General features: G+C 44.4%; 16 protein-coding genes. 6 read left to right on the forward strand and 10 right to left on the reverse strand.

The annotated features are described in order from the left end of the window. Positions 1-96 precede the first annotated feature (96 nt). From GNF10_RS30860 to GNF10_RS30890, 7 genes are all read right to left on the reverse strand, one after another. Positions 97-813: a hypothetical protein gene (locus GNF10_RS30860; RefSeq protein ID WP_185583618.1), complete on the reverse strand. Its 717-nt coding sequence runs from the start codon at positions 811-813 to the stop codon at positions 97-99. A gap of 12 nt (positions 814-825) precedes the next feature. Then, positions 826-1,269: a hypothetical protein gene (locus tag GNF10_RS30865; RefSeq protein ID WP_185583620.1), complete on the reverse strand. Its 444-nt coding sequence runs from the start codon at positions 1,267-1,269 to the stop codon at positions 826-828. A 91-nt stretch (positions 1,270-1,360) separates the two neighbouring features. Further along, the gene (locus GNF10_RS30870) at positions 1,361-1,555 is read right to left on the reverse strand and encodes a hypothetical protein (RefSeq protein ID WP_185583622.1); all 195 of its coding nucleotides are present in this window, start codon (positions 1,553-1,555) and stop codon (positions 1,361-1,363) included. After that, a complete protein-coding gene (locus tag GNF10_RS30875; protein WP_012412837.1) occupies positions 1,527-1,802 on the reverse strand; it encodes a hypothetical protein in 276 nt (91 codons plus the stop codon). The genes GNF10_RS30870 and GNF10_RS30875 overlap by 29 nt, the downstream gene beginning before the upstream one ends. After that, a complete protein-coding gene (locus GNF10_RS30880) occupies positions 1,799-2,023 on the reverse strand; it encodes a hypothetical protein (RefSeq protein ID WP_185583624.1) in 225 nt (74 codons plus the stop codon). The genes GNF10_RS30875 and GNF10_RS30880 overlap by 4 nt, the downstream gene beginning before the upstream one ends. Continuing rightward, positions 2,020-2,253 carry a hypothetical protein gene (locus GNF10_RS30885; protein ID WP_185583626.1) on the reverse strand — a complete coding sequence of 78 codons (234 nt, stop codon included), beginning with the start codon at positions 2,251-2,253 and terminating at the stop codon, positions 2,020-2,022. Before GNF10_RS30885 ends, GNF10_RS30880 begins: the two co-directional genes overlap by 4 nt. A gap of 3 nt (positions 2,254-2,256) precedes the next feature. Further along, positions 2,257-3,372, reverse strand: a complete 1,116-nt coding sequence (locus GNF10_RS30890) for a ParM/StbA family protein (protein WP_185583628.1) — start codon at positions 3,370-3,372, stop codon at positions 2,257-2,259. Here GNF10_RS30890 and GNF10_RS30895 point away from each other — a divergent pair. From GNF10_RS30895 to GNF10_RS30905, 3 genes are all read left to right on the forward strand, one after another. Then, positions 3,371-3,550: a hypothetical protein gene (locus GNF10_RS30895; RefSeq protein WP_163932606.1), complete on the forward strand. Its 180-nt coding sequence runs from the start codon at positions 3,371-3,373 to the stop codon at positions 3,548-3,550. The genes GNF10_RS30890 and GNF10_RS30895 overlap by 2 nt on opposite strands. Positions 3,551-3,642: 92 nt before the next feature. Continuing rightward, complete coding sequence (locus GNF10_RS30900; protein WP_163932603.1) at positions 3,643-3,810, forward strand: hypothetical protein; 168 nt, start codon at positions 3,643-3,645, stop codon at positions 3,808-3,810. A 513-nt stretch (positions 3,811-4,323) separates the two neighbouring features. Continuing rightward, positions 4,324-7,260 (forward strand): plasmid replication protein, CyRepA1 family, encoded by a 2,937-nt coding sequence (locus tag GNF10_RS30905; RefSeq protein ID WP_311774241.1) that lies wholly within the window; start codon positions 4,324-4,326, stop codon positions 7,258-7,260. A gap of 310 nt (positions 7,261-7,570) precedes the next feature. Here the strand turns inward: GNF10_RS30905 and GNF10_RS30910 are convergent, their stop codons facing one another. The 3 genes from GNF10_RS30910 to GNF10_RS30920 form a co-directional block, all read right to left on the reverse strand. Next, positions 7,571-8,260, reverse strand: a complete 690-nt coding sequence (locus tag GNF10_RS30910) for a GIY-YIG nuclease family protein (RefSeq protein WP_185587925.1) — start codon at positions 8,258-8,260, stop codon at positions 7,571-7,573. Positions 8,261-8,492: 232 nt separating this feature from the next. After that, positions 8,493-8,960, reverse strand: coding sequence for a hypothetical protein (locus tag GNF10_RS30915; RefSeq protein WP_185593162.1), 468 nt, complete (start codon positions 8,958-8,960; stop codon positions 8,493-8,495). A 63-nt stretch (positions 8,961-9,023) separates the two neighbouring features. After that, on the reverse strand, positions 9,024-9,455 hold the full coding sequence (locus tag GNF10_RS30920) for a hypothetical protein (RefSeq protein ID WP_185582097.1): 432 nt from the start codon (positions 9,453-9,455) through the stop codon (positions 9,024-9,026). Positions 9,456-9,598: 143 nt separating this feature from the next. On the opposite strand from GNF10_RS30920, the gene GNF10_RS30925 reads away from it, so the two are divergent. The 3 genes from GNF10_RS30925 (at position 9,599) to GNF10_RS30935 (ending at position 11,233) form a co-directional block, all read left to right on the forward strand. After that, positions 9,599-9,835, forward strand: a complete 237-nt coding sequence (locus GNF10_RS30925; RefSeq protein WP_185582098.1) for a hypothetical protein — start codon at positions 9,599-9,601, stop codon at positions 9,833-9,835. Between the two features lie 139 nt (positions 9,836-9,974). After that, positions 9,975-10,481 (forward strand): plasmid mobilization relaxosome protein MobC, encoded by a 507-nt coding sequence (mobC, locus tag GNF10_RS30930; protein ID WP_311774242.1) that lies wholly within the window; start codon positions 9,975-9,977, stop codon positions 10,479-10,481. Between the two features lie 2 nt (positions 10,482-10,483). Then, on the forward strand, positions 10,484-11,233 hold the full coding sequence (locus GNF10_RS30935) for a relaxase/mobilization nuclease domain-containing protein (RefSeq protein ID WP_185582099.1): 750 nt from the start codon (positions 10,484-10,486) through the stop codon (positions 11,231-11,233). The last annotated feature ends 72 nt before the right edge of the window (positions 11,234-11,305 follow it).

Here is an 11,305-nt window from a genome sequence, read left to right on the forward strand (position 1 = left end):
GTTTGTGCCAGCCCTTCATGCAAAAAAGGGCTGACGCTATGAGGATCTTCATTTCGTTTCCTTACTAGCATCAGCCTGTGTCCTTTCAACTAATAGTTATCTATCGCCTAACTTCTGCCACAAGTTACCCAACATTGCACCCCAACCGCGAACTGTTCCTGTTGCTGAAACACTAGATGCTGGTGCATGATTTTGGCTAGTAACTGGTATCACTTCCTGGGGTGTTTGATTTGGTTCTAATGCTCTTGAGCCAAACCTCGCACGGGCTAAAAGTTGTTGGCGTTTCTCTCTTAATCCCGTAGTAATTGCTTGCCTTTCGGCTTGTACAGTCTGTCTATTTTCGATGCCGCTTACCTTGTTTTCATGCCGCCACAATTCTGTTTGTAAATCATGGTGTAATTGGGCTGCAACTTCGGCTAGTCCGTGCTTACGTTTTTGGTCAATTCGCAGGAGGTCTGCTCTATCTTGGGCATCTATTTTACTCATCTCCGAATCAAACTCGGAGTTTAGTTTGCGAATTTTGGCGATAGCACCCGCAACATGGGAACCGTATTGTTTACGAAGTTCTGTCCAAGTTACTTGACCTTTTGTTAGCTTCTCCATCGCCTCAAAGACGACCTTGGCGTTGTCTAAAAAAGGCTCTAATCGGTCAGATAATTCTTGGGCGTTATTCGCATAATCCGCAAACTGCTCTAGCTTGTTTATATCCGAAAGATAGCCCAGAATATCAGACTCAAATCCTCCCCAGGATTGCGCTTTTTCATCAATGTGGGAACTATGACCAACTACCGGATTACGTATTGCAAAGTCCATTGCGTTATTCTCCTAATAAGGTATTAAGTCGTAGTTGATATCATCGTCCGATTCTGGCACTTCATCCCAATAGCCCATGTCTTCAAATCGGTTATAAATTCTCGTTGCTAATTGCCTTACTGAGTCGTCAAAATCATCAGAAATTAAATCAAATCTGTTAGAGCCAAACGCCAAGATATTTGCAATGTCCGCGTCAATCCCATTGCCTAAGAATTGACCAAATGCAGCAGAGTATGGATGGTCATCAATGGTTTCATGAGTTGCTAGAAATTCCGTCCCAGTGAAGGGTGGGTAATCTTCACTCTCGAATATTGGTGTGGAGAGTGCCTCAATATCTGCCTCAATCATTGCAGCCCATTCTTCAGGATTTTCTGCTTTGAATTGCTGCTTTCTCAGGGCGGAGTCGGTCAGAGGTGAGCGTCCCCAATCGTTGGGATTTTTGTAATCAAGTGTCATTTGTTAGAATCCTTGTAACGATGTGTACTTGATGCACTTTCGGCTGAGGCGATTGCACTTACTTTGGTCGGTCGGGGCAATCGCTTCATTATCAGTTCTCACAAAACTCAACAAGTTCAAAAACCTCCCTCTGCACTTGGTTTTGGCTTAATTCTTTTCGTTTGCCCTTAGAGTCATTGAATATGAAAGGGGCATTGACTCGACAATTAGACTGATGGCTGTAGCGCAGTTGTTGACCGCGAAATTCGTAGAGGTGGTTACGCTGTAAGGCTGTCGTTGAAAGCATAAGTTTGTCCCTCAACTTGTGAATAAAACTCGATATTTAGAATCGCTTCGTGAATCTCCATCAAGGCTTGCACTGCATCGCCCATCTTTAAGTCATTCGATGTGCTGAACCGCTCGGAGGCTTCAATTTGCTGGTAATTGGGAGATGCTTGCACAAACCTTAAAGTCTGTTCGCAACCGAGGATGATGGTCATGATTTCGGTGGTCGTTAGGCTTGGCTGTGTCTTTTGGGTGTCTTGGTCACTCATGACTTGTTTCTTCTCCTTTGGGTTTTGATTGGTGTGGTTGGCGCTTCTGGCTGACTCGGTTTCTGAAGTACATAGCTGATGGCCCCTGCACCTCCCACGGCTGCGGCGATGGTGAACATATTGTTTTTACCGAAGTACTGCACTCCGAAGTAGCCAAGGGCTAACGCTGCTGCTGTTGCTCCAATGCCTAAAACCGTGTTTCTGAATGTGGTTCTGCTCATGCTGCCCCTTTAAAATTAGTGACCATTGCGCTAAGTGCCGATTTATTGGGCTGTGTAGATGTTGCGGTTTCAACTTTGGGTGATGTTTGGACATTACCGTGTTGAAAAATCAGCTTCTCTACACCTGCTGAAAGTGCTTGTGTCGGTGCATCTTGGGGTAAATCAAAAATCTTGCACAATTCAATTACTGCTAGGTAGGAGATGGTTATACGCCGAGATTCGTAATTCATTGATTAGGCTCCTCTTGCAATTTGAGTTAATAGCTTCAACCCCAAAGCATTGATGAATTGGGGATTATTCAAGACCACAAAGCCTAAACCGGCTAAGTTCTGATCCACCACTGGTAGAGAAACACCACCACCCCAGGCGACAAGGTATTTTGCTCTATCAAGGTAATTGCCAGCAGTCACGAAATTGGCGAATTTCTCAATCCTGTTACTCCACCACTCATCTAGACACTGGCTGTACTCTGCCTCGAACTTCTTGCCTGTAAGGTGGTTGCCGCCGTATGTGAAAGTGGCTTCAATAATCCCTTGGTTCACCAAGCTGGGCGAGTGCTTCACATCCTTGGACAGCAGGCTTACTCGGTCGTTTCGCTTGTCGAGCGCTTCTGCAATCATCGAGTGGAGTTCACCGGCTCCACCCTCAATCAGGTGACGGTCTATGACTGCACCGCTACCGTTGAACACGGTAATCAACCAAGTGGATGAACCGATATCGAGTGCGATCGCTAATTCTGAGGGGTCAAGCACCAGGGACGCTTCACCGAATAAGCAGTGGGCAATGCTTCCAAATCCTTCGGGGTAAATGCCTGTAACAACAATCTCAACTGTCTTGGTGACAATGGAACGAGTAAGTGGGTGCAAATGTTCAAAGGTGTGAGTCCCTTCAACTCTGCGCTTAATCTCAGTCGCCCAGCGTTCGGGGTTATGGTTGCTCAAACTAATTTCTAGCTTGACCCCATCGGGAATATTCAGAACGGCTAAGTCTGCAAGGATGCTTTCTAATGCCAGTTCTGCTTTCTTTGCTTTGTCCTCGTGTAACAGGGTATGGTCACTTTGCGCTATAGCAGCACTGCCCCAGAAGAATTGAACATCTTTTAAGTCAAGCCGCGTTCCTTCTACATAACGCAGCCAGCAGCCATCTTTTGAGATGGTTTCGTGGTGCATAATATTGCGATTGCGAACAAGTGAGTATGCGGCTGGCATCATGATCGAAAAATCACCGATGATTGCCTTCCCATACCCTGCTCCTGCGTCTTTACCTCCTGTGAGGTCAGTTAGCCCGGATTTGGCTAACAAGTCTGCCTGAACTAGCCAATTTTTGGCATTGGAATATACGGTTGTCATGGTTCCGATGATTGGTAAAAGTCTTGATTTTTCTGGCTTTGGAGAATTTAGAGGCGCTTATCGCTTTAAATCCACATATCCAGTTGGGGGCAAGCCAAAGCATCACTTTCTGGCTTCTGTTGCCTTTGTTGAGTGGCGTTTTTTGGCTCACAATGCTAATATAGCATCTATTAGATAGTAGTAGGCACTACTAGAAACTACTTTTGCTTATACTTTAGGCACATTAAATAAGGTAATTTGATACTAATAGTGCCTAAAGCTATCTAATAAATGCCAAAGTATAAAGGTAAAAGAGTAAATGTAACTTTCCCGGTAGAAGTTTATGAGCAAGTTGCAGGATTGGCCACTGATGAAACTAGAACAGTAAGTCAAATGGTTGTCGTGCTATGTCAAGAAGCTATTGCCGCTAGGGAGAAAAAGCAGGAGAAAACACAATGAGCAACTTAGCAAAAACCGGAATAACAACAGTATCAACTTTTATTAAGTAATTTCTAGGGAAATTAGAGCCTTGCTAAATTTCAGACAAACAGAAGTTTTGTATGATCTAGCTATTGTTTAATTAAATGAGATACGGAGGTGAGTACAAGGAAACGAAAAAGCAAAAAGACAAAGCGTAAATAGTTAAACGCTTTGTCCAGTAGCAAAAGTTCAATTTTATAAGCTTTCAGGAGCGGGAACTTATCTCAAACCTTCCAAAAAGTGGCTAAAAGTGTGGAAGCTTGACCACCACTGCTTGGCAAACTGAGATTTAATCCGCGCTGCTTACTCATATTATATGGGCTGCTGTGGAAATTTCTATATTTTCACTGCGAAATTTTGCATAGAAATTTATCAAAATTTTTGACCAAAAAAATTCTAAACAAGCAAAATAGTAAATCTCGTAGATATAAGGTGTAGCAGCGCGATAACCCCCTCCAGATACTGAAAAACAACGTATTTGAGGGAAAAGCTGTGAAAAATAGTAACTGTGAACTTCAAAAAATTGAAGTTACACAGAGGTACGAGATCATATCCCGTCCCTCTGACATAGAAGCGCACCACTGGAATGAATGGTTAGCCAGTGCTGTTGACCCTGGAATTATTGCGCTAAACGTGATTTCCGTATCGGGCACTGCCGCCTACGATTACCTGTTTTATGGTCAAAACGTCCCCCGCCGTAACGATGGACGACTCAGAGACGGGGTATTGAAGAAGTATCGCCACATCGAAGGACTTAACTGGTGGTGCAGTGGCGTTGACCCGCTTAACGATTATAGCCCCATGATGTGGGGCGGCATGAAACCCGACCACCCCAGGCGCGACCTGAACAAAGTTCTTAAATTCATCAAGTATGAACATCCCCTAAGAGTGCCAACACGGGCATTCTTCCTGGCAGTACCAGATCACATCTGGGAGAGTGTGGCCGCACGATATGACTTGACCATTAGCGATGAAGATAGGGCATTAGGCTTCTGGCATTGGGTATGGAAGTACAACATCTCAGTTGTGATTTGTGAGGGTGCTAAAAAAGCAGGGGCATTGCTTACTTTAGGCTATGCAGCGATCGCCCTTCCTGGGATAAACAGTGGCTACCGCAATCCCAAAGATGAATTTGGACAGCCCACAGGTAATTTACACCTAATTCCAGAGTTGCAACACTTCGCCACCCTTGGACGTAAATTCATCATCTGCTTTGACCACGACACCAAGCCAGAAACAGTTCAACGGGTGAATATTGCCATTAGCCAAACCGCGAAACTGTTAACGAAGTGTGGCTGTCAAGTCCTAGTGACACAGTGGAGTTACCCTGAAAAAGGCATTGATGACTTAATTGCCGCTAGGGGGCCAGCTGTTACTGATGAAATTATAAAACTAGCACTGACAAAAGAAAAATGGCAGGTCAAAGAGTACAGCCGACTCTCAATTGAGGCGGCACTCGTTCTCAATCAGCGTTACCTGGGAGCATTGACCATCCCGGAAACCGCTAAACTGATTTTACTCAAATCCGTTAAAGGTTCTGGTAAAACCGAGTCATTTGCCGCGATCGTTGCTGAGGCGATCGCTAACGGTCAACCCGTTATCCTCTTATCGCACAGGGTACAGTTAGCCCAAGCGATCGCGGATCGGGTAGGCATCCCCTACATTACCGAAGTCAGAAACAGCGAAACCGGGATTTTACTTGGTTTTGCGCTGTGTGTAGACAGTTTACACCCCAACGGTCAAGCCAGATTTAACGCCCTTTACTGGAAAGAACCCCTAGTAATCATTGACGAATCCGAGCAGGTGATCTGGCATTTGCTCTCTGCCAACACTGAAGTTAAGAAGCATCGAGTGGAAGTCCTCAACCAACTTTCCCAGTTATTCAAAAATGCCTTCGCCCCTGGACGGGGTAAAGTTATCCTGGCTGATGCTGACTTATCTGATTTATCACCAGAAATGGTTATGGGTCTAGCAGAAACCAACGTTACCCCTTGGGTGGTGGTCAACAACTGGAAGGGTCAACCCTGGAACATCTACCACTACAAACAAACTACCCCGGTTAATTGGTTAGCTGCTCTGGAAGCCCACATCAAAACCGGGGGTAAGCCCTTTATTGCCGTTGATTGCCAAAAAGCTAAATCCAAATGGGGAACCAAAGTCTTAGAAGCGAGGTTCAAGAAACAATTTCCCGATCGCAAAATACTTCGTATTGACTCCGAAACGATTGCCGACCCGCAACACGAAGCTTACAACTGCATCTCAAGATTAAACAAAGTGCTGCTGGAATATGACATTGTGCTGGCCTCCCCATCCATCGGCACGGGAGTCAGCATTGACATTTGGGGGCATTTTACCAGCGTTTGGGGGTGCTTCCGGGGAGTAGCACCAGAAAATGCCACTCGCCAAGCCTTAGCCCGTGTCCGAGAGGCGATACCGCGTCATCTCTGGGTAGCCCCTCATGGACTTGGGAAAATCGGCAACGGAGCAATTAACCTCAAATCCCTGTTAGCCTGTGAGCATAAACGCTTTCAAGCTAACTTGAAGCTGCTACAGAATGCTTCATTGATCATTGACGGCGATGAAATCAACATTAACCGCACTGCCTTAAACGTTTTTGGCAAAATGGCCTGTCGCATCAATGCGGGTATGATTCATTACCGCGACACTGTGCTAGAGGAATTAGGCAACGAAGGTCATAACATTGTCGATGTCAATGACAACAAAATTCGCAAAAAGTTAAACAACGAAATCACCGCCCAAACAAATGAAGTTTACAACGGCGAATGTCAGGATATCACTGCTGCCGATACAACTACGATGACTGCTGCCAAATATGAGGCGCTGCAACAACAACGAGCTAAAACCACAACTGAACGCCACATTGAGCGCAAATATAAGCTAGAACAGCGTTACGGTGTGGACGTTACCTCGGAACTCGTCAAAAAAGACGATCAAGGTTATTACCCACAACTGAGGCTGCATTTTTACCTGACCTTGGGCAGAGCGAAAGTTGCTGACCGCGATCGCAAACTGGGTGAAAAGATGCTTGCTTGTAAGAGTGCTTGGCTACCAGACTTTAACGGCGGTCAACTGGGTTTGGTAATTCATGCCTTGGAACTGTTCAACATCCCCAATTTCATCGCCGATGACCGCGAATTCCGGGGGACTGATGCCGACCTAGTACAGATGGCTAACAATGCCCTATCTGTGAAGTGGCAAGTCAAAACTGTTTTGGGAATTACCCTCAATGACAATGACAGCCCCATCGTTATCTTACGGCGATTGCTGAAGAAGATAGGGCTGAAACTCAAATACATCTGTCGTGATGGCACGGGCGATCGCCAACGAGTTTATCGTGTGGTTGACGCTGACGATGGGCGAGATGAAATCTTCAAAAACTGGCTGTCCAGGGATGCAGCCCAGGCTTAACCGGAATCTTTAACTGTAAATCTATCAAAATACTGCGCCAGTTGTAGCCTTTACCTACAGCAGGGGTTGCCTCATGGAATAATTGCGACTTTCGTACCATTTCCCAGTGCAGACAAGCTTAATAATGTGATAGTTAGGACTACATTCGTCCCAAAATGCCTGTTTTTCGTTCCGTCCACTAACGGTAATTAAATAGATATACAGTTTTACTGGACAATCCACACACACCAATGGTCATTGACCCATTAACCCCAACATTTTATTTACGCTGTTGCGGCTTGATGGCACGGCAGAAAGGTAAAATAGCTCATCAAATCTGACTGATGTATTCAATTAATAAAGGTTCAGCCTTAAACCACTCTCCAGCCAGTCTGATTGCTTGAAACTGCTGATGTAATGCTTTCTCTAGTTCAATCGCTTTTTCAGCCCCATCCACCTGTACTGACTTGATGAGCTTTAAATAGGCTGGGCTAGATGTTTGTAGCGATCTGATCCTCTGTTCTAAATTTTTGGCTCGACCTATTTTAATGGCTTTGCTCTCAGAGTTGAGGATAAAGTAAACAAAATGAGCAGTTTTAGCTAACTTATCACCATCAAGTGAAATTAATCTATTACCCGGAGTAACAATCTTCGTCTCAGGACTTGTCCAAGTCTTGAGCCATGCCGACACTGCATTAATAGTTAAAGACTTTTGAACTTTGATAGGAATCAGTTCTCCACCGATATTGAGCGTAAATTTCTTGCCAGCCACCCTACCTCTAGATGGGACATTGAGGTAGCCAATATATGTTTTAATACAAGTCTCAGTATAAGGAATAGAATCTTTATATTGTGTGACTGTGACTTCCTTATGCCTTGTTATAAACCTTCCTACAGGTTGTTGATATGGAATACTGAAACGTTGGATGTCTTCAGTTAAGACCTCTACCCATCCCCACCCGTCATCTGGATTATCGGGATTTCTATTGATATAAATAACGTTCCAGTTTTTCCTAACCATGAATCTAACAGATTACAAAGCCTTGCAATTAATCATTAGTATTTCCTTAGTGGTCTAATTTTACACTGAAAAGAGAAAAACATTTCAAAGCACCGCAAGAGCATTACTGAATGACTCCAAATTACAGTTCATCTCTGTCAGAAATTCTCGGTATTATGGTTCCACCGACAAGTAAGAGTTTTCAGTCTATCTTGCCCCTGGTGACAGCTTCGCTATATCTAGGCCAAGTTGTTCAGTCAGATTCAAAGTCGATCAGAACAGCATCGGCCTGAAACATTTCGTCTCTAGCTTTTAAACCAATATCTCGACGGATACTGTCTAGAATTTCTAGACCTGTGCGTTGGCTGTTGGGGTACGGAGTCCAGATGGCGTTGACTGTAATTTGAGTACCGACTAAGAATGTGTTGACTGCGCCGATAAAATACTCACCATCGTCATAATCTAAGCGAACAAGGTAAACACGAGTTTTGCCAGCATAGTGAGCATTTTTAATGTCAGAGGCGGTTTGATAATCGGGATGTGATTCAGTCAAGTAGGTGATTTTAGGTTTGTTGGGATGATTAAATCCCTCGGATTTACCCAAATTGGGGTCTGACTTTTTAAATCCTTCGGATTTACCCAAATTGGGGTCTAACTTTTTAAATCCTCCCGATTTACCCCAATTGGGGTCTAACTTTTTACGCCTTTGAGCTTCTCCCATATTGATTCCTATTATGTGGCTAACTTGACCTGATTAAAGACTAAAACTAGGATGCCATTGTTTCTATGTTGCTGCCTCAGCTGCTTTTAGTTGTTTCTTGCTCTTGCTCTTCGTATTGTTTACGGGTGCTTCTTCAGCTTCGCTGCTTTCAACAACTGCTTGCTGATTTTCAGTAGTCCTATTCTCTGACGTACTACTATCGCCGTTATCAGATGCTTGATGACGGCGACGGCTGCTTTTCTTCAACTCGCCCAATAAATATTTGATTCTGCTGCCACTCAAATTGATGCCCAGACCTTTCAGCATCTCTGACACTTCATTATAACTGTAGCCATACTTATCAGAGGTCAGCTTTTCAATGTACCGTCTCATTTTCCTGATGGCCTCTCTGTCCGATACATCTTCTCGTTCTTTTGGCTTTTGCTCCTTCAGCAGATTAATGGCCTTATCAATCTTCTGTTTCGTAATTATTTCTGAATTCTGATGTTCACTCATGGTTATCTCATGAATATTGATTAACTGATAATTATCGGCTATTTGAAAAAATCTGATTCAAAATCCTCAAAAAAATTGACTATTGCGGCTACGCCAAACTATTTTTTACTGTGGCAGCTTCGCTGGTAGTCTTATTCAAGCTAATGCTAAAAAAACTGGCTATTACAGCTACGCTGAATCAGAGACTTTTACTTAAAACAGCTACGCTGAATTATCTTTTCATATTCCCGCTACGCCGAACTATTATTTTGTGCGGTAGCTACGCTGAAGAAGAGAATTTTCATATAGCGGCTACGCCGTTTCTATCTCCTCTATTACGGCTACGCCGAACCAGAATTTACCGACTGCTTGATTTTATCAAATTCCGGCTACGCCGTTGATATATCCTTCTGTAAGTTGTAGGATATTCAGCAGCACGGCTACGCCTTTATATTCCTGCCTTTAGCCCCCTGCTGTGCCCTCCGTATAGCCGTAGCACACGACACCTCGCTTACCCCAAAAATGGGCTAGAAGCAAGCCGTGCCTTTTGCCTACGGCAAACCTCGCTCCGCTCGGACGACAGGCTTGCCAAAGGGGGAAGTGTCCCCGCTTTGGAAACCCCCTCTAAGACATCCCACAGTTATGCGCCCCAAACTGTCAAAAAACCTGCTTCGTACTAAAACATTAGAGGCTCGTGTCAACGCAATCGAACACGAGATGATTAAGTTGAAAGCACAAGACGCGGGACTAAGCATAGCTGAATTAACTAGACGCAGTGTTTTACTAAAACCACTGCCCAAACGACTGAGCAAAATAACCCTAGCTACTTACCGAGAATTAGTCCGCATCGGCAGCAATATTAATCAACTCACTAGAGCTACTAACACAGCTATTAAAATGGGACTGCGACCACCCGCAGATCCAGAACAACTAAAACAGCTACAAAAACTCTTACAACAAATTGGTCGGGAACTGTCCCAAATCGAAACTGAAATCACTGATGACGATGATATTGATGACGACAGTGATCCGGAAGACTGGGAGTAAAAATGATTGGCAACCAAACCAAAGGTAAAAGCTTTCGCGGACTCCTTGACTATCTTGAAAACAAAGAGGAGTCATCTTTAATTGGCGGCAATATGTTTGGCACAAATGCCAGAGAATTAGCCAGAGAATTCCGACTGTCTCGACAACTTAATCCAGAAGCAGAAAAAGTAGTTCATCATGTTTCGCTTTCACTAAGCCCAGGCGAACAACTAGACAATGATACTTGGTGCGAGGTTGCCGACAAGTACATGAATGCAATGGGTTACACAGCTAACCAATATGCCATCTACCGCCACAGCGATCGCAACCACGACCATATACACATTTGTGCTAGTAGAATCAGTTTGGATGACGGCAAGATTACCCGTGATAGCTGGGAGTATGTGCGCTCAGAAAAAATCATTCGCCAGCTAGAACTAGAATATGGGTTACAGCAGACCCTCAATAGTAAAGAGAAACTGAGCCGCGCCCCCAGCGTAGGGCAACAGCAACGATTTGAGAGAGAACAATTGGAGTATGAGCAGGGTGAGAGAAACACGCCGCCACAACAACCAATCAAAACCCAACTAATTGAATTAATCGACCGCGCCACAGTAGATAAACCGACCATGCCCCAATTGATGGAACGATTGCAACTGTTGGGTGTAGAAGTTCGTCACGGGCTAACGCGCAACGGTAAAAGTAAAGGCATTTCGTATTCCTGGAATGATCAGAAATTTAGCGGTACATCTTTGGGGCCTGCCTATATGTAGCGAACTGCAAACATAAACGCTTCAAACCGCAAACAAGGCGATTTTGAAACCACATTCTCTGCAAATAAGGGT

The sequence above is a fragment of the Nostoc sp. UCD121 genome, from assembly GCF_014222285.1.
Classification (GTDB): Bacteria; Cyanobacteriota; Cyanobacteriia; order Cyanobacteriales; family Nostocaceae; genus Nostoc.

Bases quoted from the DNA above. Each gene is read 5' to 3' on its own strand.
- GNF10_RS30935 (WP_185582099.1), top strand. From the start codon at position 10,484: ATGATTGGCAACCAAACCAAAGGTAAAAGCTTTCGCGGACTCCTTGAC.
- GNF10_RS30920 (WP_185582097.1), bottom strand. From the start codon at position 9,455: ATGAGTGAACATCAGAATTCAGAAATAATTACGAAACAGAAGATTGAT.
- GNF10_RS30900 (WP_163932603.1), top strand. From the start codon at position 3,643: ATGCCAAAGTATAAAGGTAAAAGAGTAAATGTAACTTTCCCGGTAGAA.
- GNF10_RS30860 (WP_185583618.1), bottom strand. From the start codon at position 813: ATGGACTTTGCAATACGTAATCCGGTAGTTGGTCATAGTTCCCACATT.
- GNF10_RS30870 (WP_185583622.1), bottom strand. From the start codon at position 1,555: ATGCTTTCAACGACAGCCTTACAGCGTAACCACCTCTACGAATTTCGC.
- GNF10_RS30915 (WP_185593162.1), bottom strand. From the start codon at position 8,960: ATGGGAGAAGCTCAAAGGCGTAAAAAGTTAGACCCCAATTGGGGTAAA.
- GNF10_RS30895 (WP_163932606.1), top strand. From the start codon at position 3,371: ATGGTTCCGATGATTGGTAAAAGTCTTGATTTTTCTGGCTTTGGAGAA.
- GNF10_RS30890 (WP_185583628.1), bottom strand. From the start codon at position 3,372: ATGACAACCGTATATTCCAATGCCAAAAATTGGCTAGTTCAGGCAGAC.
- GNF10_RS30865 (WP_185583620.1), bottom strand. From the start codon at position 1,269: ATGACACTTGATTACAAAAATCCCAACGATTGGGGACGCTCACCTCTG.
- GNF10_RS30925 (WP_185582098.1), top strand. From the start codon at position 9,599: ATGCTAAAAAAACTGGCTATTACAGCTACGCTGAATCAGAGACTTTTA.
- GNF10_RS30880 (WP_185583624.1), bottom strand. From the start codon at position 2,023: ATGAGCAGAACCACATTCAGAAACACGGTTTTAGGCATTGGAGCAACA.
- GNF10_RS30910 (WP_185587925.1), bottom strand. From the start codon at position 8,260: ATGGTTAGGAAAAACTGGAACGTTATTTATATCAATAGAAATCCCGAT.
- GNF10_RS30875 (WP_012412837.1), bottom strand. From the start codon at position 1,802: ATGAGTGACCAAGACACCCAAAAGACACAGCCAAGCCTAACGACCACC.
- GNF10_RS30885 (WP_185583626.1), bottom strand. From the start codon at position 2,253: ATGAATTACGAATCTCGGCGTATAACCATCTCCTACCTAGCAGTAATT.